This window comes from Hymenobacter sp. DG01 (assembly GCF_006352025.1).
Lineage (GTDB): Bacteria > Bacteroidota > Bacteroidia > Cytophagales > Hymenobacteraceae > Hymenobacter.
Genome location: NZ_CP040936.1, coordinates 2,070,978 through 2,096,793 on the forward strand (window position 1 = coordinate 2,070,978; position 25,816 = coordinate 2,096,793).

The 25,816-nt window shown below is 60.4% G+C and carries 18 protein-coding genes; 1 reads left to right on the top strand and 17 read right to left on the bottom strand.

Annotation, left to right across the window (positions count from 1 at the left end; translation table 11 throughout):
* Positions 1 to 191 precede the first annotated feature (191 nt).
* The 14 genes from FGZ14_RS08735 to kduD form a co-directional block, all read right to left on the bottom strand.
* Positions 192 to 665 carry a nuclear transport factor 2 family protein gene (locus FGZ14_RS08735; protein ID WP_257883382.1) on the bottom strand — a complete coding sequence of 158 codons (474 nt, stop codon included), beginning with the start codon at positions 663 to 665 and terminating at the stop codon, positions 192 to 194.
* A gap of 19 nt (positions 666 to 684) precedes the next feature.
* Complete coding sequence (locus FGZ14_RS08740; RefSeq protein ID WP_308217180.1) at positions 685 to 2,052, bottom strand: MFS transporter; 1,368 nt, start codon at positions 2,050 to 2,052, stop codon at positions 685 to 687.
* A gap of 75 nt (positions 2,053 to 2,127) precedes the next feature.
* Entirely contained in the window at positions 2,128 to 2,784 is a 657-nt protein-coding gene (locus FGZ14_RS08745) for a bifunctional 4-hydroxy-2-oxoglutarate aldolase/2-dehydro-3-deoxy-phosphogluconate aldolase (RefSeq protein WP_139923355.1), read from the bottom strand.
* A gap of 62 nt (positions 2,785 to 2,846) precedes the next feature.
* The gene (locus FGZ14_RS08750) at positions 2,847 to 3,857 is read right to left on the bottom strand and encodes a sugar kinase (protein WP_139923357.1); all 1,011 of its coding nucleotides are present in this window, start codon (positions 3,855 to 3,857) and stop codon (positions 2,847 to 2,849) included.
* A gap of 202 nt (positions 3,858 to 4,059) precedes the next feature.
* On the bottom strand, positions 4,060 to 5,496 hold the full coding sequence (uxaC, locus tag FGZ14_RS08755) for a glucuronate isomerase (RefSeq protein ID WP_139923359.1): 1,437 nt from the start codon (positions 5,494 to 5,496) through the stop codon (positions 4,060 to 4,062).
* A 274-nt stretch (positions 5,497 to 5,770) separates the two neighbouring features.
* Positions 5,771 to 7,423, bottom strand: a complete 1,653-nt coding sequence (locus FGZ14_RS08760) for a UxaA family hydrolase (protein ID WP_139923361.1) — start codon at positions 7,421 to 7,423, stop codon at positions 5,771 to 5,773.
* Positions 7,424 to 7,481: 58 nt separating this feature from the next.
* Positions 7,482 to 9,014 carry a tagaturonate reductase gene (locus FGZ14_RS08765; RefSeq protein ID WP_139923363.1) on the bottom strand — a complete coding sequence of 511 codons (1,533 nt, stop codon included), beginning with the start codon at positions 9,012 to 9,014 and terminating at the stop codon, positions 7,482 to 7,484.
* Positions 9,015 to 9,026: 12 nt separating this feature from the next.
* Positions 9,027 to 11,186 (bottom strand): pectate lyase, encoded by a 2,160-nt coding sequence (gene pelA, locus FGZ14_RS22015; RefSeq protein ID WP_257883383.1) that lies wholly within the window; start codon positions 11,184 to 11,186, stop codon positions 9,027 to 9,029.
* A 30-nt stretch (positions 11,187 to 11,216) separates the two neighbouring features.
* Positions 11,217 to 11,546: a cupin domain-containing protein gene (locus tag FGZ14_RS08780; protein ID WP_139923366.1), complete on the bottom strand. Its 330-nt coding sequence runs from the start codon at positions 11,544 to 11,546 to the stop codon at positions 11,217 to 11,219.
* 231 nt (positions 11,547 to 11,777) lie between these two features.
* Positions 11,778 to 13,628, bottom strand: coding sequence for a RagB/SusD family nutrient uptake outer membrane protein (locus FGZ14_RS08785; RefSeq protein WP_139923368.1), 1,851 nt, complete (start codon positions 13,626 to 13,628; stop codon positions 11,778 to 11,780).
* Between the two features lie 30 nt (positions 13,629 to 13,658).
* Complete coding sequence (locus FGZ14_RS22020) at positions 13,659 to 15,203, bottom strand: SusC/RagA family TonB-linked outer membrane protein (protein WP_257883384.1); 1,545 nt, start codon at positions 15,201 to 15,203, stop codon at positions 13,659 to 13,661.
* Positions 15,185 to 16,213 (bottom strand): TonB-dependent receptor plug domain-containing protein, encoded by a 1,029-nt coding sequence (locus tag FGZ14_RS22025; protein WP_257883385.1) that lies wholly within the window; start codon positions 16,211 to 16,213, stop codon positions 15,185 to 15,187. The genes FGZ14_RS22020 and FGZ14_RS22025 overlap by 19 nt, the downstream gene beginning before the upstream one ends.
* A 48-nt stretch (positions 16,214 to 16,261) precedes the next feature.
* Positions 16,262 to 17,092 (bottom strand): 5-dehydro-4-deoxy-D-glucuronate isomerase, encoded by an 831-nt coding sequence (gene kduI / locus FGZ14_RS08795; RefSeq protein ID WP_139923370.1) that lies wholly within the window; start codon positions 17,090 to 17,092, stop codon positions 16,262 to 16,264.
* Positions 17,093 to 17,228: 136 nt separating this feature from the next.
* On the bottom strand, positions 17,229 to 17,999 hold the full coding sequence (gene kduD / locus FGZ14_RS08800) for a 2-dehydro-3-deoxy-D-gluconate 5-dehydrogenase KduD (protein WP_139923372.1): 771 nt from the start codon (positions 17,997 to 17,999) through the stop codon (positions 17,229 to 17,231).
* 311 nt (positions 18,000 to 18,310) lie between these two features.
* Here kduD and FGZ14_RS08805 point away from each other — a divergent pair, with 311 nt between their 5' ends.
* The gene (locus FGZ14_RS08805) at positions 18,311 to 19,339 is read left to right on the top strand and encodes a LacI family DNA-binding transcriptional regulator (protein WP_139923374.1); all 1,029 of its coding nucleotides are present in this window, start codon (positions 18,311 to 18,313) and stop codon (positions 19,337 to 19,339) included.
* Positions 19,340 to 19,458: 119 nt separating this feature from the next.
* Here FGZ14_RS08805 and FGZ14_RS08810 read toward each other — a convergent pair whose 3' ends face one another.
* From FGZ14_RS08810 to FGZ14_RS08820, 3 genes are all read right to left on the bottom strand, one after another.
* Positions 19,459 to 21,081 carry a glycoside hydrolase 43 family protein gene (locus FGZ14_RS08810; protein ID WP_139923375.1) on the bottom strand — a complete coding sequence of 541 codons (1,623 nt, stop codon included), beginning with the start codon at positions 21,079 to 21,081 and terminating at the stop codon, positions 19,459 to 19,461.
* Between the two features lie 245 nt (positions 21,082 to 21,326).
* Positions 21,327 to 23,261, bottom strand: a complete 1,935-nt coding sequence (locus FGZ14_RS08815; protein ID WP_374221707.1) for a DUF4350 domain-containing protein — start codon at positions 23,259 to 23,261, stop codon at positions 21,327 to 21,329.
* Between the two features lie 198 nt (positions 23,262 to 23,459).
* Positions 23,460 to 25,796, bottom strand: coding sequence for a glycosyl hydrolase family 28 protein (locus FGZ14_RS08820; RefSeq protein ID WP_139923377.1), 2,337 nt, complete (start codon positions 25,794 to 25,796; stop codon positions 23,460 to 23,462).
* Positions 25,797 to 25,816 lie beyond the last annotated feature (20 nt).

Sequence of the window (25,816 nt, forward strand, 5' to 3'; positions counted from 1 at the left end):
GGCTCACGTAAGTGCACCGTGGACAAGTATTGTCATGCTGAGCAAAGCCAGAGGCGCGGCCGACGTATCTCTGCCTCTGGTTAACATGTGCTACCTGCTCAACGAAGCGGTAGAGATGCTCCGGCCGCGCGTACGCCAGATGAAGCATGACGCGCTGCTATCTGCTTTTGCCTGAGCCCGGCTATGCTGGCTTAGCTTTTGGCTTCGGGCTGTTTCTGGCTTTGCCACAGCACTACCTGCCAGCCTTTTTTGGGGTCTTTGATCTGCACCACCACGTATTTGAGGTGGGCCAGATTGGGGGTTCCGTCGGGTTTGGGGGGTAGCGTGATGGTGATGGTGCCATTGACCACGGCAGCCTTGCCATCGTTGTAGGCGCGTACGTTCAGGGCCTCCACATCAATCTTCTCGTACTGGCTTTTGCCGTCGCGGATGCTCTGGATGTACTCCTGCTTGTTGTTTTGCTTGCCGTTGGAATGGGTGTACACCAGGTCCTCGGCGAAGACTTTTTCCAGCACCGTGTAATCCTTCTTCACCTGGGCCTCGAAGCGCTGCCGCTCCAGGGTTTCTACCTGCTTAGCAGCAGCCTGATCGTTCTTGGTTTGGGCAAATGTGAGGGTAGGCAAGGCCAGCCCCAGTAGCATGAATAGCAACTGCAGTTTTTTCATAACTCAGAAAGACAAAAGGTTAGCGCGCCTCCGAGGTGGTAGTATCTAGGTTGATTTGCTTCATGGTGGGAGCTAGCAGATGCATAAGTCCCCAAGCCAGCAGGTAGGCCCCACCGCAAATCCAGAACATGATGAAATAGGCCTTATCCAGCTGCCCAATGCTTTCATAGTACACGAACATGCGCTTCTGCACCAGCGCCGACAGCACGATGCCACCCATGCCACCCGCCATTCCGCCAATACCCGTCACGGAAGCCACAGCCCGCTTCGGGAACATATCCGACACAGTGGTGAAGATGTTGGCGCTCCAGGCTTGGTGAGCTGCCGCCGCAATACCAATTACCAACACGGCCAGCCACATGTTAATCTGCCCGAGCTGCTGAGCAAACACAATCGGGAACACGCAGAGGGCAATAAGCAGCATGCTGGTTTTACGGGCCCGGAACGCCGGCATGCCGCGCTTGATGAAGTTGAGTGGAATCCAGCCGCCGCCTACGCTCCCGATACTCGAAAGCATGTACACCATGGCTACGGGTAGGGCAATATCGGTGCCTTTGAGGCCGTACTGCTTGCTCAGGAAGTCGGGCAGCCAGAACAGGTAAAACCACCACACGGGGTCGGTCAGGAACTTGCCCAGCACGAAACCCCAGGTCTGACGGAAAGTCAGCAGCTTAAACCACGATACTTTTGGCTCCGTCTCAATGGCAGCCGCCGCCAGGTCATCTACGTCGCTGTGGATGTAGTCGAATTCGGCTTTCGTGAGCTTAGCGTGGCGGGCCGGCACTTCATAGAGCCAGAACCACAACGCCAGCCAGATAAAGCCAATAGCCCCCGTAATAATAAAAGCCCACTTCCAGCCAATGGTTTCGGCAATGAGAGGCACCGTGAGCGGGGCAATGATGGCCCCCACGTTGGAGCCCGAGTTGAAAATGCCCGTGGCCAAGGCCCGCTCCTTTTGCGGAAACCACTCGGCGGTAGTCTTGATGGCAGCCGGGAAATTGCCGGCCTCCGTTACGCCTAGGAAAGCCCGCGCCACGCTGAATCCCAACGTAGTAGTCACGAAGGCGTGCCCAATGGCGGCCAAACTCCACAAAAACGTGGACAGCGCATATCCGATTTTGGTACCCAGCTTGTCAATCACGCGGCCTACCCCCAGCATGCCCAACGAGTACGCCAGCTTAAAGGCTATTTCAATGTTGGCGTAGTCACCGGCATTCCAGTTGAACTCGGTTTCGAGGTAGGGCTTGAGCAGGGAAATTACGGCCCGGTCGAGGTAGTTGACCGTAGTAGCGAAAAACACCAGACCGCAAATGGTCCAGCGGTATTTCCCCATGCCCGACACGGGAGCCGGGGGGGCGGGCGGAGATTGAGTGGCGGATGGCATCATCGAGTTCAGGGAATTCGGTGGGAGATACTCGGGAAAGGCGGCAGTACGGAAGGCGAAAGCGCAGGCCTGGGGGCCTTACTTTTTCAGGGAATCCACGACGGTCAGCAGCCCGGCAATCTGTTGGCTCAGGGGGTCGGTGTCATCGGCGTTTTTGAAGAGCTGGGAGCCCATGCCCACTACGTTCACGCCGGCCGTGAACCATTCGCGCAGGCTTTCTTCGGTGGGCTCTACCCCCCCAGTCACCATCAAAGGCACCGTGGGCATGGGGCCGCGCAGGCTTTTAATGAAGCCCGGCCCGAGCACGTTGCCGGGGAATATTTTGACGATGGCCGCCCCGAGCTGGGTAGCCTGGTACACCTCGGAAATGGTCATGGTGCCGGGCAGCCAGGGTGTGTTGTGCTGGCGGCATACCTCGGCTACTTCCGTCGTGAGGCAGGGCTGCACCACAAAATCGGCCCCGGCCTGAATAAAGCGCTCCGCGTCGGCGGCGGTGTAAATAGTGCCGATGCCCAGTAGCATGTCCGGGCAGTTTTCCTGAACGAAGGGCACCAGCTCCTGGAACACATCAAAGGCGTTGGCCCCACGGTTGGTGAACTCAAATACGCGCAACCCGCCAGCGTAGCAGGCCTGCAGAATGCGCTTGGTATACGCTGCGTCGGCGTGGTAGAATACCGGCACTATGGGGTAGCGCAGTACGGTTTCTAGGGCAGCGGCAGAGGAGAATCGGGACATGGAAGGAAAGCTGGTTCACTACCCCTCAGCCGGAAGCCGGGGGTAGGAAAGGTTCAAGGGAATTACCGGAGCAAGCGGCCCGACGTATTGCCAGCCACAATGTGCTCCACTTCAGCGGCCGTCACCAGGTTGATGTCGCCGTGAATGGTGTGCTTAAGGGCGGAAGCGGCCGTGGCAAACGTCAGGGCCTCTTGCAGAGTGGGGTAAGTAAGCTGCCCGTAGATGAAGCCCGAAATGAAGGAGTCGCCCCCGCCAATGCGGTCTACTACCGGGTTGATATCGAAGAACTCGGTTTCGTGGTACTGGCCGCCGCTGAAGGCAATGCCCTTAATCCGCTCGTGGGAGGCGCTCTGCGTTTCGCGGCGGGTAGCAATTACCTGCTGAATCTGGGGGAAGCGCCGGATCAGCTGCTGGCTCATCGACACGAAGCTGTTCTCGGCGTCGGCTTCCGCTTTGATGCCAAACAGGTCTTCGGCGTCGCCCTCGGTGCACACCACCAGGTCGCAGCCCGCTACCAGGTCGGGCATTACATCCTGGGCGCGCTGCCCGTACTGCCACAGGTTGCGGCGGTAATTCACGTCGGCCGAAACGGTGAGGCCCAACCGCCGGGCGGCCGCAATAGCCTCCTTCGTAGCCTGGGCCGCCGAAGCCGATATGGCGGGCGTGATGCCCGTCCAGTGGAAAAGCTGGGCGTTGCTGAAAATCTCGTTCCAGTTAAACCACTCCGGTTGCAGGTTGGCAAAAGCCGAATCATATCGGTCGTACACAATGCGGCTGGCCCGCAAGGAAGCACCTACTTCCAGGAAGTACAGGCCCAGGCGCTGGCCTTGGAACACGCAGTGGCTCATGTCCACGCCGTGGTGCTGAAATTGCTGGGCCGCGGCCCGCCCTACAGCGTTATCCGGAAAGCAACCCGCGTGAGCCGCTGGCACGCCCAGGTAAGCCAGAGCCGCCGCCACGTTGGCATCACCACCGCCGTAGGTAATTTCCAGCGAGCTGGCCTGCGACAACCGGTAGTTTAACGGCGGCGACAACCGCATCATGATTTCACCAAAGGTGACAACTTGCTTCATGGACAAGAGAAGTGAGAAGCTATACTAGCTCCCCTCCTCAGATGAGGAGGGGTTGGGGTGGTTGATGGGGTAGGAACGATGCTAGAGCTAATGCTAAGCTCAACTAGAACTAGTTTCTGATGGGAAAGTCAACCACCCCCAGCCCCACGCCGCTTGATGCGCGGAATCATCTGAGGAGGGGAGCTAACTCACTAGTTCTAGCCTAGACTACTGCCGTTTCAATCGGCTGGGCTACCGAGGCAAAGCCGAAGTACTCCTTGGCGTTGCCATAGCAGATGTTCTGAACAATGCCACCCAGCAGGTCCATATCTGCCGGTAGCTCGCCGTTTTCTACATCGTTGCCGAAGAGGTTGCAGAGCACCCGGCGGAAGTACTCGTGGCGGGGGTAAGACAGGAAGGAGCGCGAGTCGGTGAGCATACCCACGAAGCGGCTCAGCAGGCCCATGTTGCTCAGGGCGTTGATTTGCTTCTCCATGCCGTCCTTCTGATCCAGGAACCACCAACCGGAGCCGAACTGCACCTTGCCAGCCACTGAGCCATCGTTGAAGTTACCAATCATGGTAGCAATCAGCTCGTTGTCGGCGGGATTGAGATTGTAGATGATGGTTTTAGCCAGCTTGTTCTGCCCATCGAGGCGGTTGAGGAAGCTGGAAAGGGCGCGGCCCTGGGCGAAGTCGCCGATGGAATCCCAGCCGGTATCGGGGCCTAATTCGCGCAGCATGCGGGAATTGTTGTTGCGCAAGGCACCCAGGTGGAACTGCTGGGTCCAGCCTTTCTCCCAGTCCATTTCGGCCAGCAGCACCAGCATGGCCGACTTGAATTTCAGGATTTCCTGCTCCCCTAGCGTCTCCCCTCCCCGCACTTTAGCGAAGATGGCGCTGATTTCGGCGTCGGTGTAGTCGGCGGCGTAGATCTGCTCCAAGCCGTGGTCCGACAAGCGGCAGCCCAGGGCGGCGAAGTAATCGTGGCGCAGACGCAGGGCGGTTTCCAGGTCGCGGTAGGTCTTAATGTCCACGGCCGCCGATTGGCCCAGCTTGTCGAGGTAGGCGTTGTAGCCGGCGGCGTCTTCCGGGGCCATGGCCTTGTCGGGGCGGAAGGTGGGTAGCACCTGCACCTCAAAACCGCTTTCCCGGATGGCACGGTGGTGTTCCAGGGAGTCGGCCGGGTCATCGGTGGTGCAGAGGGTTTCCACGTTCATGCGGCGCAGCAGGTTGCGCACCGAGTACTCGGGCGTCTGCAGCTTCTCGTTGCACTGGTCGAAGATGCGGCGGGCACTGTCTTTATTCAGCAGCTCCGTGATGCCGAAGTAGCGCTGCAGCTCCAGGTGGGTCCAGTGGTAGAGGGGGTTGCGCACGGTTTGGGGCACCGTTTCGGCCCATTTCTCGAACTTTTCCCAATCAGAAGCGGCGCCGGTGATGTAGCGCTCCGGAATGCCGTTGGCCCGCATGGCGCGCCACTTGTAGTGGTCGCCGTAGAGCCACACCTGGGTAATGGTATCGAACTGCTTGTCCTCCGAAATCTGGTCGGGCAGCAGGTGGTTGTGGTAGTCGATGATGGGCATCTGCTTGGCATACTCGTGGTAGAGCGTGCTGGCCGTGGCCGTTTGCAGCAGGAAATCGTCGTTGAGAAATGGCTTCATAGTCAACTCGAATGAAGTGGGCGGTACCCGCAGAATAGTGGGGGCGGGATGGGTAAAGGTATCAGCTTCCGACTGGCCCAGGGCGGGTTTTAGCGGCTTTTTTAACGGAAACGATTACGGTAGGCGGGCGGTGAGGAGAGTGATTTTGCTACCCCCACCGGCTCTCCGGAACGTCATTCCAAGCTTGTCGGGGAATCTCGCGTGCTGATGTATGATTAGTAATCCAACGTCAGCACGCGAGATGCTTCGACTTCGCTCAGCATGACGTTCTGTTTTACAGCGAAACGCCGCGCTTCCAGGGAATGAAATCGGTTTGGCCGTGGCGCACGGCGGCTACCTCCTCCCCGCTGGCTACCCGAATCACGTAGTCGAGAATTCGCTCGCCGGCTTGCTCAATGGTTTCTTCCCCGTCGATGACGGTACCGGTGTTCAGGTCGATAATGTCGGGCATGCGCCGGGCCAGGGCCGTATTGCTGGAAATCTTCACTACCGGGGCAATGGGGTTGCCGGTGGGCGTGCCCAGGCCCGTGGTAAACAGCACCACGGTAGCACCCGAGCCTACTTCCGCCGTCGTCGATTCCACGTCGTTGCCGGGAGTACAAAGCAGGTTCAGGCCGGGTTTCGTGACCAGCTCGGGGTAGTCGAGCACGGCCACTACCGGCGAGGAACCGCCTTTACGGGCCGCCCCGGCCGATTTCATGGCGTCAGTAATCAGCCCGTCGCGGATGTTGCCGGGTGAGGGGTTCATGTCGAAGCCGGAGCCCACAGCCACGGCCGAGTCGCCGTAGGCTTTCATCAGGGAGCTGAAGCGCTCGGCCGTGGCGGTGTCCACGGAGCGGTCCACCAGTTCCTGCTCTACCCCGCACAGCTCCGGGAACTCCGCCAGAATCACCGAGCCGCCCAAGGCCACCAGCAGGTCCGAAACGTGACCCACGGCCGGGTTGGCCGAGATGCCCGAGAAGCCGTCGGAGCCGCCGCATTCCAGCCCAATGCACAGCTTGCTGAGCGGGGCGGGCTGGCGCGTTACCTGGTTGGCCATCATCAGGCCGGCAAAGGTCTGGCGCAGGGCAGTGCTTACCAGTGCTTCCTCGGTCCCGATCTTCTGCTGTTCCAGGATGTAGAGCGGCTTCTGGAAGTTAGGGCTACGCTTGTTGATTTCTTCCTGGAGCATGCTTACCTGAGCGTTCTGGCAACCCAGGCTCAGCACGGTAGCGCCGGCTACGTTGGGGTGCGTGATGTAGCCGGCGAGCAGTCCGCACAAAGTCTGGGCGTCCTGGCGGATACCACCGCAGCCGCCCTCATGGCTCAGAAACCGGATGCCGTCCACGTTGGGGAACAGCTTGGGCTTCTGGTGGCCGTTTTCCGCCGAGTGCAGATCTGTCGCCAAAATTTCCTCTACCGACTTACCCGCCTGTATCAGCGAAATCAATTCCTGGGTCTGGGGCTGGTAGCTTTTGCGGCGGGCATAGCCTAGGTCATTCACCAAGGCTTCTTCCAGCACCTGAATGTTGCGGTTCTCGCAGAAAACCAGCGGAATAACCAACCAGTAGTTGGCCGTTCCCACCTGCCCATCGGGGCGGTGGAAACCCATAAAGGTGCGCTCCTGCCACTTGCTTACGTCCGGGGCCTGCCAGTCCTGGCGGCGCTGATGGTGCTCGTCGTAGCTGTCGGTGGCGTGCTTGATGTTGCTGGTGGTCAGCAGGCCGCCTACCCCAATGGCTTCGCGGGCCGTGCCCACCAGCACCCCATACATGTGCACTGGGTCACCGGGGGCCAGGAACTGCAGGGCCAGCTTGTGCTTGGCCGGTATCTTATCGGTAGTCGTGACGGTGGTGCCGTCCCAGGTAACGGGCGTGCCCATGGGCAGGTCCGTGAGGGCAACGAGCACGTTATCGTCGGGGTGAATTTTGGCTACCAAGTGTTTCATTGGATTGTATTCTAAAGTGGTGTTGCTGGCCGCATAACTGCTGGAAAAGCAGATGAGTTTACACGGCCACGTTTTGCTCCACGCTACGGTTCAGGGCGTGGGCGACGGTAGCGCGGGCGCCGTGCTCGAGCAACTTTTCGAGGTAGCGCGTTACACATTCGGCAAAGCCAGGCAGGGCCGAGAGGTCATGTCCCCAGAGTGCTTGGTTGTGCAGTACAGTCCGAACAAGTTCGGCTGGCTCCAAGCGAGCCCAGAGGTCGGCAAAGTAGCCGGCTTTTTCGTCCTGAATTTCATAGGGCTGGCCTTCCAGCTCTCCCTGCCACTTACCTCCCTCCTGCCGGGTTGCGCGCATAAAGAGCAGGTAGGCGGCAAAGCCCAGGGCCATGTAGTGTGGCACAGCCCGCAGCTTCTGGTAGTAATGCAACAGCGTGGGCACGTTGCGCATCTGCATTTTGGCCGTGTAGTTCATCGAAATCGACAGCCACTTGTGCTCAATGGAAGGGTTGCGGAACCGGTCGAGCACCTGCATACCGAAGCGCTGACCCGCCTTTTCATCCACTTGATAGGGAATGCCGGGCAGCAAGTCGGCCAGCATCAGGTTATGGATGAAGCCGGACATGTTGACGTCGTTCATGGCCTCGCGCACGGTAGGGAAGCCCGCCAGGAAGGCCAGGCCGCAGCTCAGGGTGTGGGTGCCGTTGAGCAGGCGCAGCTTCAGCTCCCGGAACAAGTTGATGTCGGGCTGCACGATAACGCCGACGTCGGCTTGTTCGAAGCTCAGGATTTGTTTTACCCGTGCATCGCCCTCAATGGCCCACAGCGTGTACACCTCCGACATGGTCAGCAACTCGTCCTCGTAGCCCAGCTCGGCTTCCAGCGCCGCCTGCGTGGCGGCATCCGGCCGGCCTGGCACGATGCGGTCCACAAGGGAGTTGCACACTTGGTTGGCGGTTTCCAGCCAGTCGATGAACTCGGCGTCGAGGTTGTTGCGGTGGGCCTGTTCCAGCAGAATAGCTTCGAGCTTGGTGCCGTTGTCGGGAATCAACTCGGTAGGCACAATTACGAGGCCCTTGTCTTTGGCCCCGTTGAAGGCCTGGTAGCGGGCCAGCAGAAAGGCTAGCAGCTTGCCAGGAAACGACTGGGGCGGGCTCTGGCTGATGTCGTCGGACACGAGTTGAATCCCTACCTCGGTGGTATTGGAAATAACCACCATCAACTCTGGGTTGGCGGCGCAGGCCACTATGTCGGCCCACTGGCTTTTGGCCGACAGCACCCGGCTGATGGCTGAGCACACCACGTTTTCCGACACTTCGCGGCCGTCTTCAATGCCCCGGATACTCAGGGTATAGAGACCATCCTGGCGAGTGAAGGCGTCGATGTCGCCGCCGTCGGTGCTTTTCACGACCACAATGCGGCCGTTGAAGATGCCCTGGCGGTTGGCTTTGTCGATGAGGTAGTCGGGCAGGCCGCGCAGCAGCACACCAGTGCCGAATTGGAGAACTTTTTCGGGCAGTTCTAGCAGGGCAGACGAGGGCAACGCCTCAGAAACCGCGGGTGCCTGCGAAACCAGTTGTTTGGATAGTTGCGGCATGATAAAACCGTTTTATTGTTTGCTCCCCGGGGTGGACGGGGCGGTGCTGTTCCATTTTTGCTGCCAGCGGGGGTAGTCGCGGCTGAGCAGCTTGGCGGGCCACACGCCGGCGTAGGCGTAGCCGGTGCGGCGCTCGTATTCGATGTCGGAGAGCTTCGGCCGGGGCTTGGAGTCGCGGCCGACGTAGATGGGCTGGTTAGTTTGCAGGTCGTAGAAGCGGGCCCAGATGGTGGAGCCAGCTTCCGGCAGAATCACCCGGTCAAAACCTTTCGGCTGTTTGGGGTCGGGTTGGTCCTTGACGGTATAGCCCGTGATTTTCACCGATTCCAGCCAGGCCACGGCCGCCTCCACGCTTTTCCTGATGGCGGGGGTAGGGTTTTCGGTGTCCATCAGAAACTGCACGATGTACACAGTTTCCATTCCGCTCAAGGAGGCCAGTTCGAAGGCGCGGGCTTTTACCGGCTGAAAGGTTTTCTCGTCGTGCTGGGCACACCAGGCCGTGAGCTTGCCCTTCTGCACATACTGGGTTTTCAGGATGCACTCAATGCCACGGGCTACGGCCTGGGTGGCGGGGGCTACCAGGCTGCCATCTACTACTTCCAGGCCGTTGGTGCGGCGGCTCACGTCGCGGAGCACCTGCAGGGCCCGCACCATGGCGTTATCGTTGTAGGTGATGTAGTGGCGGTAGCTGCTGGAATCGGGGTAGTACTGCGGGAAGCCGCCGGTGCGCTGCTGCATCCGGAGCAGGTAGCGGACGCCTTTTTCGGCGGCGACTTTGTAGGCGGCGTTGCCAGTGGTTTTGTAGGCGCCGGCCAAGTAGCGAATCTCGCGGGTGGTGGCCTCGTTGTCGATGGTGGCGTCGTTGCGGCCGGAGTCGTCGCGGGTGGCGGCTTCTTCAGCCACTGTCATCGGGTGGTCATACTTCACCTTGATGTTGTTCACCATCTTGGGCCAGCCGCCAACCGTGCGCTGGTAGATTAGCATGCGCTCGGCCACTGAATCGACCTTGGGAGCCGCAACGGGGGTAGGGTTGCCGGTGGAAGCTATGGCCGTGGCTTCAGGCTTCGGCGCAGTTGAGTACTTATCTGGCCCGCCGAGGTTGGAGGGCTTCAGTGGCACCGTGGCTGGCTTGCCCGACTTCGGGTACCAGCGCCCCCCGAAGGTCCAATCAGCGTTGATGCAGCGGGGTTTCGGGGCGTTTTTGGCTGAGCTCAGGTTGTTGCTGAACCAGGCATAGTCGCCGCCTTTGCGGTGGTTGTTGTGGTAGTACACGCGGCGGCCCCACTGTTTGGCTCCGGGCCCCGATTGGGCCCAGTAGATGTCGGCATCGGCCATATTCTCCCCAAAGCTGCAGTTCACGAGGTAGAACTGGGCCTCGCGGTGGAAGCGCCCCAGCTTGAAGCCAGCGTCGCCCTCAAAGGAGCAGTTCCGGAGCACCGTTTTCGAGTCCTCGTCGCTGGAGCCGTCGTGCCAGATGGCCGCGTTGGGGTTGTGGCAAATGAAGCGGCAGTTTTCGGCGTAGGCCCAGCCCCGGGGGCAGTAGAAATCTACCCCACCTTCCATGGTGCAATCCTTGAAGTAGTACAAACCCGCATCCACGTCCCAGGGGCTGACGGTGTCGCCGCCGAGGGCGCGGAAAGTGCAATGCTTCACCACGAGGCGGGTAGTGCCGGGCATGGTGCGCAGGGCCATCTGGTGGCCGGTTTTACTGATGGTTTTCTTGCCGCTGGGCTCCGTGGGGCAGTCGATTACTACCCCCTCCGGCGCGTCAAACCCGTAGCTGTTGATGACGGTGAGATTTTCCAGGGTGATGTCAGGCGAGTTGCGCATGTTCAGCGTCGCCACGCCCCAGTCGTCCTGACCCGCCACCGGGTCGCAGCGCCAGGCGTCGCGGGCCTGAGCCGAAGTCAGGACAACGCCCTTCTCGCTCTGGCCCTTGAGGATGATGTTCTGCTTGCCATCGAGGAAGACCTTCTCGCGGTAGGTGCCATTTTTGATGTACACCGTGCGCGGCTTAGTCGCCTCGTTGGGCAGGCTGTTGATGGCGGCCTGGATGGTCCGGAATTGCCCCGAACCATCCGCCGACACCGTTACCTGCTGGGCCCGGGCCGATAAGATTCCCATTTCCCCAACCCCCGCCAGCAGGAACAGCAGTACCAATAGTCTTTTCATATAGCGCAGCACACAAGCAGCCTCCGGCCGTTACACAAAATCTTCCCGCATGGGGCTGAACGAATCGAGCAGCACGCCGGCTTCCAGGCACTCCACGCCGTGCCACACATCGGGGGCGGCGTAGAATGTGTCGCCGGCCCGCAGCACCAGCTCCTCCTCTCCTACCGTGCACCGGAACACCCCGCTTTCCACGTAGGTAATCTGGGAGTGCACGTGGTGGTGCCGCGCCCCGATGCCGCCCGTTTCAAAGGCTACTTTCACCAGCATCAGATCAGGCCCATAGGCCAGAATTCGGCGCTGCACACCTTCGCCCACCGTAAGCCAGGTAGGGTTTTCGGGGGTAGGAAAGGCTGGATTCATGAGGTCAGATGGGGAAAGGATAAATGGTGACGGGTGACAGTTAGATGGTGAGAGGAAGCGGGAGAGTCGGGTGTCATCCTGAGCGGAGCGAAGGACCTCTACCGCTTCGTTGTAGCGGCGGAATTACCCTCTACAGAGGTCCTTCGACACTGGCTTGATGCGCCACCCGCCCAGGATGACACTTACTTTCTCTTCTCTCCTTCCACCTTGCCCATCACTTTAGCACTCTTGTTAATAACCGGAGTTCTGAACCAGAGCGGGGTCGGAGGCCAGGGTGCTCTGCGGAATTGGGAGCAGCTCCTTGCCCTGGCCGGGCACGTACTCGGCGGCCAGGCCGGCCCCGGTGCTGGCAGCCGTGGTGGTGCCCAAAGTGAAGGAAGTACCGGCCGGGCGCAGGTTGGCCAGGTAGGCCGCATCAATGGCCTGGCGCCAGTTCACGCGCACCGTGCCCGCGGGAGCCGCGTTGGGCGTGGGCGAAGGCCGGTAGAACGAGCGGGTCCACTGCACGGGGCCGGCGGCCGGGGTTTTGAAGTACATGTACTGGGGCACGTTCTGGTACGGCGCCTGCGCCCGGGCCAGCTTCTCGATATCGGCCTTTACCTCGTTCATGCGGGTAGCAAACAGGTTCCAGCGGATCAGGTCGTACTTGCGGATGCCTTCGCCGCCAAACTCCAGGTAACGCTCATTGACCAGGGCGTTAAAGAAGCTTTCCTTGGAAGCCAGGTTCAGACCGGCCGCGGCCTTGGCGGCCGTACCAAACGCGCGGGTGCGTACCTGCAACAGGGCCTCCCGGGCCGCCTGGGTGGGGCCGTTCAGCTCGTTTTCCGCCTCGGCAAACATCAGGACCACATCCGAGAAGCGAATCAGCGGCCAGTTGTAGCCCAGGTAGTTGCTGGAGCCCGTCACGAGCGGAATGTGCCAGTCGCGGCGGAACTTGCCGTCGGCCACCACGTTCAGGGCCACCCCCGAGAAGAAGGTGCTGGTGCTGGCCATGCCGTAGGTGGCAATGGTTACGGGCAGGCGGGTATCGGTAGAGTCGAAGGCGTAGAAGTAGGTAGGCGCAATGACCATAGCACCCTGGGTAGAGCCGTAGGCGCTGCTGGCGTTCTGCAGACGCGGGCCGTTGTAGTAGCCCAGCTTGCTGTCGGAAACCGAGTTAGAGCCACCCGCCCCTACCTGGAACAGGATTTCGTTGGCGGCTTCGGCACGCTGCTCGTTAATGCTCTTGAATACTTCCTGGAAGCTTGGGTTCAGCCGGTGCTCGGTGGGCCGGGCCATCAGCTCGGCGCATTCCTGGCGGGCAATGCGGTAGTACTCCTGGTAGTCAGTGGGGCGCACCATCTGGGCACCTTTCAGGGAGTAGCCGCCACGGTACAGGGCCAGGCGGGCGCGCAGGGCCTTCACAGCGCCTTTGGTAATCCGCTCGTTGGCCGTGCCGGCAGCCGAGCGCCAGGGCACCAGCTTCTGGGCCTGGGCCAGGTCGGCAATGAGGCGGGTCAGGGTTTCGTTGCGGTCAGCGTTGGGCAGGTTGAAGTCCTGGCCCGACACCGAGGGCGTGAACTGAGCCGGCACGTCGCCCCAGTTCCGGATCAGCTCAAAGAAATACTGCGCCCGCAGGGTCAGGGCCTCGCCGTGCAGGCGGTGCAGGGCGGCCGTGTCGGCGGCCGAGCCGCTGGTGTAGAGCGCCATCTGCGGAATCTGCTGAATGCAGATGTTGGCGCGCTCCACGCCCTGGTAGAGCTGGTTCCAGGGGTTGGTAATTTCGGTGTTAGTCGAGAGGGCTTTGTAGCGGGCTATGCTGCGGCGCTGCCCGTCGGGGGCGCCCGGCGAACCAATCATCTCGTCGGTATCCACGGAGTAGTACAGGCTCACGCGCTGCCCGTAGCCATTGTCGCCCGAGAGGGGGTCGTAGGCCCCGATAACGGCGGTGGTGGCGCCGGCCACGGTGCTGAACACGTAGGCCGTGGTGTTGAGGGCTACCGGCTCTACATCCAAGAAATCTTTGCAGGACGATACCAGCCCGGCGGTTCCGGTAAGCGCCAGGGCGGCAGCTACGGCCCGGAAGGGGAAGGAGGATTTCATATGCTGAAGTGGGAATGCAGTGGGTGGGAATTACAGGGCCAGGTTCACGCCGAACAGGAAGGCGCGGCTGCGGGGGTAGGCGGCGTAGTCAACGCCGGGCGTGAGCGGCGACGAGCGGCGGGTGTTCACCTCGGGGTCGTAGCCGGTGTATTTCGTGAAGGTGTACAGGTTGTTCAGGGTCACGTAGAAGCGCGCCTGGGTCAGCTTCACGGGCGCAATCAGGGCCTTGGGCAGCGAGTAACCGATGGTTACGTTGTTCACGCGCAGGAACGAGCCGTTCTCCACGGCCCAGGAGTGCAGGAAGTAGCGCTGGGTGGGGCTCCAGATTTTGGCGTTCTGGTTTACCTGGCGCAGGGTGTTCAGGTCCGTAATCCGGCTGCCATCGGGGTTAATGGTGCGGTAGCGGTCCTCCATAATGCCCAGTACGTTGCTGTACACGGTGTTGGGCGTGTTCGAGGTAAACTCAATCTTATTGGCGTTGTACACATCGTTGCCCAGCACGAAGTTGAGGAAGATGCTGGCATCGAAGTTCTTGTAAGTAAACTGCTGGTTCAGGCCGCCCGTTACTTTGGGGTTGGCATTGCCGATTACCTGCTGATCCTGGTCGTTTACTACCCCGTCGTTGTTGAGGTCCTTAAGGCGGATTACGCCGGGCTGCGCCACCTGCCCTACCGCGGTGCCCGAGGGCAGCAGACCCAACTTCGGAATCCAGAGGTTGGTAGCCGGATTAAAGCCCTCAAAGTCGTCGGCGGTGTAGAAGCCGTCGGTGACGTAACCGTACATCTCCCCTACCGGGCGCCCTACCTGCGCCTTAAAGTCGGCGGCGGAGGCAAAGTTGGAGCCGGCCCAGCCCGAGTTGATGGGGGTAATTTCGCGCAGGTCGCCGCCCAGGCTTTCAATGCGGCCACGGTTCATGGAGGCGTTGGCGGTGGCTGTCCAGGTGAAGTTGGGCTTGTTGAAGATGGTGCCCGTCAGCTGCAGCTCAATACCCTTGTTCGAGGTTTTGCCTACGTTCTGCAGCTGGCTGGTGTAGCCCAGGAAGGGCGGAATGGGCACGTTGATGAGCAGGTCGGTGGTGGTGTTGTAGTACACGTCGCCGGTAAACTGCACCCGGTTGTCCCACAGGGCCAGGTCAATGCCCAGGTCGCGGGAGGTGGTTACTTCCCACTTCAGGTTGGGGTTGGGCAGGGTGGTAGCCGTAGCGCCCAGCACCTGCGCATGGTTGAGGTAGTAAGGCGCACTGCCGGCCGCGAACAGCTGGTCGTAGAGGAAGTCGCCGATGCGGTTGTTACCCGCCTGCCCGTAGCTCAGGCGCAGCTTCAGATCCGATACGCCCGACACATCCGTAAAGAAGTTTTCCTTGGAGATACGCCACGCCGCCGAAGCACCGGGGAAGAAGCCCCATCGGTTGCCTTCCTTGAACTTCGAGGAGCCATCGGCCCGGAAGGTGCCCGTGAACAGGTACTTGTCGTCGTAGGAGTAGGTGAGGCGACCAAAGCCCGAGAGCAGCCGGAAGTTCTGCGGAATATCGGTGCGGGGCAGTACGGGCTGGGCCGTTACGCCGGAGGGCAACACACCTTGGTTGATGTTGGCCCAGGCCCGCTCAGCGGTAATATCCAGGGGCAGGTAGTTTGCTGGAAGGCGTCGCGCCCGAAAGCTTCGTCCTGCCAGTCCAGGAAGGGCGAGTTGCGGGCCCGCGCCAGGGTGTCGCTGAGGTAGTTGGAGGAGCCAAACAGGCGGCGGTAGGTTTCCAGGCTGCCGCTGCCGGTAGCGCCTACCTGCTGGGAGCGTTCAAACTGGTAGTCGAGGTAGTCCTGGGGGTTCAGCACGTCCAGCTTCCTGGCCAGGCGCCGGAAGCCGGCAAAGCCGTTGTAGCTGATGACCGTTTTGCCCTCAATACCCTTCTTGGTGGTAATGATGACAACACCGTTGGCCCCGCGCGCCCCGTAGATGGCCGTGGCCGAGGCATCCTTCAGCACGTCAACGGAGGCAATATCCTGGGGCGCAATAACGGCCAGGGCATTTTCAATCTGAATGCCATCCACCACGTAAAGCGGGGAGTTGTCCTGGGTGATGGAGCCGCCGCCCCGCACCCGCACCCGCACATCGAGGTTGCCGGGCGTGCCTTCCGAAGACGTGAGCTGCACACCCGCCAGGCGGCCGGTCAGGGCCTCAGCGGCCGAGTTTACCGGGATGTCCTTGATCTGCTGGGCACTCACCGACGATACGGAGCCCGTCACGTCGCGGCGCTGCACGGCCTGGTAGCCGATTACTACTACGTCGTCGAGGGTTTTGCTGTCTTCTTTCAGCGTGATGCTCAGGTCGGTGCGCGTGCCCACGGCTACCTCATAGGGCAGGAAACCGATGTAGCTGAAGCGCAGAGTAGCATTGGCCGGCACGGCCAGCACAAAGCGGCCATCGGCATCGGTGGTAGCGCCGGCCATAGTGCCTTTCACCACTACCGTTACGCCAGGCAGGGCCTCACCCTTATCCGACTTAACGACGCCCTGCACGCGCTGTTGCTGCGCCCAGGACGGTGCTGCTACCGCCAATAGCGGGGCCAGCAACAGTAGATTTCTTTTCATGACGTAGAGTGTGTGGGAATTGAGTGGGAATTGGAGCGCGGTGGGCCGTTAGCGCATGTCCGTCAGCGGGGCGGGGTCCATATCGGTGTATTCCTGGTTTTCGCCGCCCATACCCCAGATGAAGGTGTAGCCGGCCGTGCCGCAGCCCGAGTGAATAGACCACGGGGGCGAAAGGATGGCCTGCCCCTCTCCTACCCACAGATGGCGGGTTTCCTGGGGCTGGCCCATGAGGTGGAGCACGCGCTGGCTCTCGGGCAGATCAAAGTAGAGGTAGGCCTCCATGCGCCGGTCGTGGGTGTGGGCAGGCATGGTGTTCCAGACGCTACCGCTGTGCAGCTGGGTCAGGCCCATCACGAGTTGGCAGCTCTGGATGCCCTCGGAGTAGATGTACTTATAAATAGTGCGCTGATTGGCGGTTTCCAGCGCGCCCATGGTTACCGGCGTGGCTTCGGCCTGGGTCATGCGGGTAGTGGGGTACACGGCATGGGCAGGGGTAGAGAGCAGGTAAAACTTGGCGGGCTCGGCGGCATCCTGGCTGGCGAAGGTTACCTCGCGCGCCTCTTTACCCACGTAGAGGCAGTCCTGGCGGCCCAACTCGTAGGCGGTGCCATCCACGGTTACGGTGCCGGCGGCTCCGGTATTCAGAACGCCCAGCTCGCGGCGCTGCAGGAAGTATTCGGCCTTCAGGTTCTCGGGGCAGGGTAGCGTAATGGCTTCCTGCGTGGGCATCACCCCACCCACAATCATGCGGTCGTAGTGGGTGTACACCAGCTCGATTTCGCCGGCCACGAAGAGGCTTTCAATCAGGAAGTTTTCGCGCAGCTCGGCCGAGCTCATGCCCGCCGTTTCGCGGGGCCCGATGGCATATCGTTGGGTCATGGAGTAGCTGGGTATTTGAGAAACTGAGCAAGCAGGGCAGCTCAGTAGGTGGACACAGAAAGGGGGGGGGTAGAGCGAAAACAGGGTTCTAACGGAAGCGAGCAGACAATTCAGTTACTCAGCTTACCTAGTTATTCTATCGTCCCATCCAGCCGCCATCGACGGTGAGGATGGTGCCGTGGATGTAGTCGGAAGCGGCCGAAGCCAGAAAAACAGTGGGGGCTTTAAAGTCCTGGGGGGTGCCCCAGCGCCCGGCCGGAATGCGGGCGAGAATGCTCTGGGAGCGGTCGGGGTCCTGGCGCAGGGCCTGGGTGTTATCGGTGGCGATGTAGCCGGGGGCAATGGCATTCACGTTCACGCCGCGGCCGGCCCACTCATTGGCCAGGGCTTTCACCAGGGAGCCGATGGCGCCCTTGCTGGCCGCGTAGCCCGGCACGTTGATGCCGCCCTGAAACGTGAGCAGGGAAGCCGTGAAGATGATTTTGCCCGCGCCCTGCTCCAGCATGCGCCCACCCAGGGCACGCGCCAGCCGAAACGGAGCATCCAGGTTGATGGCCAGCACGTTGTCCCAGAGCTCATCGGCGTGCTCAGCGGCAGGGGCGCGCTGAATGGTGCCGGCGTTGTTAACCAGTATATCAATGCGGGGGAAATCCTGCTGCACCCGATTGATGAAGGCATCAACCTGCTCGCGCTGGCTGAAATCGGCCTGGTAAGCGTAGAACTGCCGGCCCAGGGCCTGCACCTGCTGCTGCGTTTCGGAGCCGCTCAAGGCCAGGGAGGCCGATACTCCGATGATGTCGGCGCCGGCCTCCGCCAGTCCGAGTGCCATAGCCTGCCCGATTCCCTTGTTACAGCCCGTTACAAGGGCTATTTTACCAGACAAATCGAACCAGGAAGCAGCAGACATACGCAGGGAGGTTTATAAACTTTTCGGAGAAATCCGGTGTACTTTTGAAACAGCCGATTGTCCGTCAGCCTGATTAAGGTTAAATGATGCTTTTCCGAAACGGAAGAGGATCATCTTAATAATTTGCGCAAACGATGTCGGGAACGTTGCCATTCGACCAGTTGCGCGGTTTCGGCGGCGGCAATGGCTCTATATCCGGCGGGTATTTCTACTTTTCAGCCCCGAAACCCGCTGGTTGCTACCGGCTTGTTTCTTGGACTTTAGTAAGTACCCACTCTCCTACCCGTCCCACCTTCCTGTTGCCTCTGCCTGTGGAAACGTACACGATTAAAGACATTGCCCGCGAGCTGGGTATCTCTACTTCTACCGTATCGAGGGCACTGCGCGGGAGCTACGAAATCAACCCCGAAACCAAGCGCTTGGTGATGGAATGCGCTGAGCGCCTGAACTATCGCCCCAACCCTATTGCCTTGAGTCTGAAGGGTAGCGCCAGCCGGGCCATCGGGGTTATTCTGCCCCAGATTGCCAACTACTTCTTCTCCCAGGCCATCAACGGCATTGAGGCCATTGCCTACAACCGGGGCTACCACGTTATCATCTTCCAAAGCCAGGAGTCCTACGAACGGGAGGTGGCGAACGTGCAGCAATCCATGTCGAGGAAGGTCGATGGGCTGCTCATGTCCTTGTCCAGCGAAACCTCCGACGTGGCCCACCTGCAGGAAGTGCTTGATAAAAATGTGCCGCTAGTGCTGTTTGACCGGGTTTCGGCCGACCTGAACGTGACCAAGGTGGTAGCTGACAACTTCGGCGGGGCCTTTGCGGCCACCGAGCACCTGATTGAGTCGGGCCGCCGGCGCGTTGCCCACCTCACCATTCAGCCCTGGCTCAGCATCACGCAGGAGCGCCTGGCTGGCTACCGCGCCGCCCTGGAAAAGCACGGGCTGGAGTTCGATGAAAGCCTGATTCGCTACGGCTCCTTCGGGCCGGATGAGGTAGGCCCCATGGTGGACGAACTGATGCGCCTGCCGAGCCCGCCCGACGCGTTTTTCACCGCTTCCGACCGCCTGGCCGTGGGCTGTCTGCAGGCTCTGCGCCAGCGCAACCTGCACATCCCAGAGGATGTGTCGCTCATCGGCTTCACCAACCTGAACGTGGCCGATTTTCTGGCCCCGCCCCTAAGCACCGTGGTGCAGCCCGCCACCGAAATCGGGCAGATAGCGGCCGAACGCCTCATCGACCAGATTGAACGCAAGCACCGCGCCCTACCCATCGAAACCGTCAAAATCCCCACCGAGCTCATCGTGCGCGGCTCCACCACGCTGGAAGCGGTGAAATTGTAAACTGATGAGTTGTCATGGCTTCGGCGTACCTCCTCGCTATGACAATTGGAAAGGGTTTGTCACGTTTTAAGGGGTAGGGCGAATGGCGTCGTTGGGTTTCCGTATCATGACACATGGAGTTACTCCACTCGGAACCAATCAATGTCGGCGCTGCCGGAGTCGTTGAACTTTCCGGGGCGGGTAGCAAACAGGCCTACTTTGGCTCCAATCCACTTGCCTTCCCGGGCCTGAAACTCCGCGCCCAGCGGCTGAAAGTTCTGGCCGTCGAGGCTGTAGCTAAACTGGCACTTGGCACCGGCTTTCACGGCCACGCGCAGATAGAGGGGCTGCTTGGTCTGGGCGGCGGGCACTTCCACGGTGGGCGTAGTGGTTTCGGGCGTGCCTTTGTCGGCGTTCAGGCAGGTGCTTTGGCTGAGCTGCAGTTTGCCGCCTTGGTTGGTTAGCGAGAGGTAGGCGTAATCCAAGCCCATCATCACCAAGCCCACTTTCTCACCATCCAGGCGGGAGTCGAAGCGCAGTTTGGTAGTAACGGTGAACACCTCGGCGGGCAGCTTTTGCAATAGTAAGTTGGGCTGCTGCCAGAGGTTTTTGTAGCCCTCGGCCAGTGGCATGGCGTAGAGACGCAGGTACCCCTGCGGCCCGTTGAGGTAGGCCCAATAGTCCTGGGGGTTGGCGTGCCACTGCCACTGCAGGCCCAGCTGGTTGCTGCTGAACTCGTCGGAAGTTAGTGGGGTGGCCAGGGGCTGAGCCTTGGCTTTAACTCGTGGTTTACGGTAGGTCAGCATGGGCTGGCCTTTGCCGTCACCGTCGGGGTCCTCCCCGATAACGGGCCAGTCGTTTTTCCACTGCATAGGCTGCAGATGCACCACGCGGCCGTAGGGCCCTTGGTCCTGGAAGTGCAGAAACCAGTCTTCGCCCGCGTTAGTATCAACCCAGGCGCCCTGATGCGGTCCATTGATGGGCGTTTTGCCCTGGTCCATCACAATGCGCTCTTCGTAAGGGCCGTACACATTTTTGGAGCGCAGCACCAACTGCCAGCCGGTGGGTACACCCCCGGCCGGCGCGAAGATGTAGTAGTAGCCGCGGCGCTTGTAGAACTTCGGCCCTTCCAGCGTAGGGTGGCCTTGGTGCCCGTCGAATACCAACGCATCGGGCCCGGTCAGGCTCAGGCCGTCGGGTGCCATCGGCGACACGGCCAGGATGGTTTTGATGCCGGCCCGGGAGCCCGCAAAGCCGTGCACAAGGTAGGCGCGGCCGTCCTCGTCCCAGAGCGGGCAGGGGTCAATCCAGCCCTTAGCTTCCTTGATGCACACGGGCGTGCTCCAGGGCCCGGCCGGATTCTTGGCCTTGGTCACGAAGATACCCAGGTCGGGGTCGGGGTAGTAAATGTAGAACTCCTTGCGGTGGTAGCGGATGGCCGGGGCCCACACGCCGTTGCCGTGCTGGGGCTCACTGTAGCGCGCTTTGGGCAGCTGCTCGGTGAAGGCCGCCCCGATGATAGTCCAGTTTACCAGGTCGCGGGAATGCAGGATTTGCAGGCCCGGGGCGGCGTTAAAACTCGATGAGGTGAGGTAGTAGTCCTCCCCTACCCGCACCACGTCGGGGTCCGAGTAGTCGGCGTAAAGTACCGGGTTTTTGTAGGTGCCATTACCCAAGTCGGGCACCCACACTTTGGATAAAGCCGATTGAGCCCAGGAGCTCAGCGGCAGCAACAGCAGCAGTACAGAAAGGAATCGGAGCATAGGCAACGAGAAAGGGGGTAGCAAAAACACGCACCTACCCGGTCGGGCGGCTTGTTAGCCAGACCAGTTGACGCCCGCACAAGATGAACAGTAGCCGCCTACCCCCTGCAACAGCCCAAACCCTTCTAAAGTCAGCGCAACGCCAACCGGGCAGGCACTTTCCAGTCCTGGACCGGGGTAGGCGGCAACAATGCGCCCCGACCACCGCTCCACTCACCAGAGCCGGTTGCCGGGGCGCTACCTGTTTAGCGACCTGACTGTTGCAGCAGCCAGGTGGCCAGGTCTTTTGCCGCCTGGAAGTTCTGGTACTCGGCCGGAATCTTGCGGCCATCCACGTACTCGTTGTACAGCCACGGGTCGCCCACCGCGAAGACGGTGCCCTTGCCCACCTTGGCCGTGGCGATGATGACATGACCATCTTGTGTAACAACCGGCTGGGCGGGGGCTTTCACGTCCAGCGGGGCCAGTTCCTTGATGTAGGCCGTGCGGGCATTCTTGAACACGGCGTTGCCAGCCGGCAGCACTACTTTGCCTTGCTCAAACTGATTACCCTTCACCATATTCAGGTTCAGGGGCTTGAACTGAATACCGAAGGCCTGAGCCAGGGTATTGAAGCGCGGAATCTCGCAGTTGCTGGTGTCGTTGGCCATAAGCACCAGCGTGCCGCCGTCCTTCACCCACTTGGTCAGGGCCTGCACATCGGAGGGCTGTACGAAGTTAGGCTTGGGGGTTTCCTTTTTGGTGTCAGGGTCCACGATGATGTACACATTGACGCCTTTGAGGGAGGTAGCGGTAGGCGCGGTGCTGATGGTAGCGGTTTTGGCGCCCAGGTCGCGGAACTGCTGGCCCCAGAAGTAGAAGCCGCCGTGGGTGCGGTCCTGCCAGGTATAGTGCCAGGGTTCCTCCTGTCCGCTAAGGGAATTCTTGCGTAGCTCGTGGTTGAAGTGGTTGTCAACAGCCACAGTTTTGCCGCTGCCCAGTTTGCTGTCGGCGGCCACTTCCATTTCCACGCTAGCCAGAATAAACGGCCCTACCCCCTTCAAATCGTTCTTACGCAGGGGTTCCGAGAGGTAGTACTCGAAGCTGCCGTCGCGGTAGGGGTTGCCGCCGAGGCCGCCTACGCTCACCGTGCCATTAAAGGCCAGCGCCTCGCCAGTTTCGGTAGCTACGAACTGTTTCAGCAGACCGTCGTAGCCTTTGCGGGCCACGTCGGCGTACTTTTTATCGAGGTAGCCCATGCGCACGCCCTTCTGCAGGAAGTACACAAACATGCTGCTTCCGGAGGCCTCCTGATAGTTGCCCTTGCGCGAAACTTGGTCTACTACTAACGCCCAAGTGCCCGTTTTCGAGTCCTGATACTTGGCCAGCACCGGAGCCAGGCGCTGCACATCTTTGATGAGCTGCTGGCGCTGGGGGTGGTTCTCGGGGAAGTAATCCAGCACATCTACCAGCGCCATGGCGTACCAGCCCATGCCCCGGTCCCAGAAGTTCGGCGACTGGCCGGTGGTTTTGTTGGCCCACCTCTGCTCCCGGCTTTCATCGTAGCCGTGGTAGAGCAGGCCGGTTTTGGGGTCCACTAGGTTTTTCTCGATGAGAGCAAATTGCTTGGCTACATCATCGAAGCCGGCGGGCTGGTTAAATACCTTGCTGTACTCGGCGTAGAAAGGCTCGGCCATGTAGAGGCCATCGAGCCACATCTGGTTCGGGTACACCTTTTTGTGCCAGAAGCCGCCGGCCTTGGTGCGCGGCTGCCCTTCCAGCTGCTTGCGCAGCAGTTGGGCCGCCTTCTGGTACTTCTCGGCCTGGGGCACCGACATCTGGCTGAGCGTGAGCAGGGCGTGGCCGGTCGTGAGGTTATCGAGGTTGTAGTCTTCCAGCTTATAGGTCCGGATGGTGCCATCGGGGCGCACGAACTGGTCGAGGTCTTTCTGAATGTAGGTGAAGTAACGGGCGTCGCCGGTGCGCTGCCATACCCGTTCCAAGGCCTTGAGCATCAGCCCCTGCTCGTAGTCCCAACGGGCCGTTTTGCGGTTACCAATCAGGATTGAGTCAGGATGCCAGCTGATAAAGGCGTCCGCCATGCGCTGCGACATAGGCCGCGAGGTAACAGGCGTGGTCTGGGCCTGAGTTGACAGGGAAGTGAGTAGCAGGCCGGAAAGGAAGAAGCGGCGAGAGAGCATGGGTAGGGAGAGTTAATCTTACGAACGTCATGTCGAGCTGGTCGAGACATCTCGCGTGCTGACGCTGAGTTACCATTACAACATCAGCACGCGAGATGTCTCGACCAGCTCGACATGGCGCTCCACAGTATGATACTGCTATTATGGGTTTTCTTGTGAGGCCAACACTTCGTAGTTTTTGCGGCTCGCGTACCTGAGTTACCGCTTCGACACGGTCACCGTCTTCTTCCCTACTTTATCTCCGGTTTCCAGGCCTTTTTTAGCGGCTTTGAGGTCGGTGTTGCGTAGGGTTACGGCTTTGCTGCGGCTGCCCGTCACACGCAGGAGCAGCTCGGCGCCGGGGGCGTAACGGATGTTGTCGAGGCTGATGTTGCGGCTGTTCTGGATTTCCATGACGGGGTTGGTTTCCCGGGAAATCAGGGTCACGTTTTTCAGGCGGATGCCGTCGGCCTCCTGGCAGACCAGGCCCTTGTTGCTTTCCAGCACCGTGTTTTCAATGTCCACGTCCTGAATGGCCATTTCCGGCAGGCCGCGCACCAGAATGCCGGTGTTGGCGCCTTTGCACGTCACGTTTTTAATGCGGAAACTCTTGAACTGGGGGGTGCCTTCGTTCAGGGGCTCGGCCTTGATTTCGGGAATGCCGAAGGCCTCGCCATTTACCTGCACGGGGTCCTTGGCGGCGTAGTACATGTCAAACAGAATGGCCTCGCCGGCAATGTCGGTCATGTCCACGCCATCCACGAAGATGTTTTCCACTACCCCCCCGCGGCCGCGAGTGGTTTTGAAGCGCAGCCCTACATCCGTACCCATGAAGGTGCAGTTGCTCACAAAGATGTTGCGCGCCCCGCCCGACATTTCGGAGCCAATCACGAAGCCGCCGTGGGCGTGGTACACTTTCGTGTCGCGGATGATGAAGTTCTCGGTGGGCACGCCGCGCTTGCGGCCTTCCTCATCGCGGCCCGACTTGATGCAGATGCCGTCGTCGCCTACGTCAAACGTGCAGCCTTCTACCAGACCGTTACGGCAAGATTCCAGGTCGAGGGCGTCGGTATTCTGGCCGTACCAGGGGTTTTTGGCCGTTACGTTGCGCAGGGTGATGTTGTCGCAAAGCAGGGGGTGAATGGTCCAGGCCGGGGAGTTCTGAATGGTGAAGTCTTCCAGCAGAATCTGCTTGCAGCGCTGCAGGCTGAGCATGTTGGGCCGCAGGAAATCCTTGAACTCCTGGTACTTGCTGTAGTCGGGCTGTTGGCCAGCCGGAATGGTCCAGGGCTTGTTGAGCGTGGAGCCTTTCAGGGAGCTAGCCGAGGGATACCAGGTAGTACCCTTCTCATCCACTACCCCTCCCGACTTCACCAACCGTTGCCACTGACCGGCGTTCAGCTTTTCCTTTTTTACCATGCGCCACGCGTCACCGGCCCCATCGAAGGTGCCCTGGCCGGTAATGGCAATATTCTCGAGGTCGTAGCCCGAAATGGGCGACTGGTTGCGCACGGCATCCTCGCCTTCCCAATTGGTTTTGATGAGCTGGTAGTCAGAGAGCTTGTTGCTGAATTGCACCAGGGCGCCTTTGGCCACGTGCAGATTTACGTTGCTTTTCAGCTGAATCGGGCCCGTCAGCCAGAGGCCGCGCGGCACCAGCACTACCCCACCCTGCTTGCTGCAGTCGTCGATGGCTTTGCGGAAGGCTTCGGTGTTCAGGGTCTGCCCGTCGGCCACGGCCCCGTACTTGGTAATGTTGAAGGTGTCCTTGCGGAAATAGGGCTGCAGTACCACGGGCAGGTCATACTGATATTTGCCCGCGAAGGCCAGAGGCTGCAGGTGCGAGGCAATACCCAGGTTCATCTTTTTCACGTCCTGGGCTACCAATTGGGCCACGCGCTCCGCCCCATAGGCCGAGAAGTGCGTGTTATCGAGCTTGGTGTTGTTGGCACCGTTCTGGTAGCTCCAGAACAGAGGCTTGGAGCCTGCGTCGCCAAGCTGGGAATACATGGCCCAGCTGGTTTCATGCAGGTCGATTACCGGCACCTTCTGAGCTTTGGCTACTTCCTTTACTACCCCGGGGTAGTCGCCGTGGTCGTCCTTGCGCTTGCCTTGGTCATCGAAGTAGCGGCGGCCAACGGGCGTGAGGAGTACGGGGTTAGCCCCCTTAGCGCGGGCCTCCTGCACGTAACGAGTCAGGTTTTGGCGGTAGGCGGTTTTGGGCGCGGCAAAGCGGGCCGTGTCTTCCTGCTTGCTGTCGTTGTGGCCGAACTGAATGAATACCCAGTCGCCAGGCTTCACTTGTTCCAGCACTTTCGCCCAGCGGCCTTCGTGGCGGAAGTTGCGGGTGCTGCGCCCGTTCATGGCGTGGTTTTGCACGGTCACGCCTTCATCGAAATACTGCTTGAAGTACATGCCCCAGCCGCGCTCGGCTTTGTCCAGGGGCTTGTCGGACATGGTGGAGTCGCCGACCAGGAAAATGGTGGTTTTCTTGTCCTCGGCAGGCCGGAAGGCCAGCAGCAGGACGGCAAGAAACAGAACGGTGAGTTGTTTCATAGAAGTAAAAAAGCCTGGTC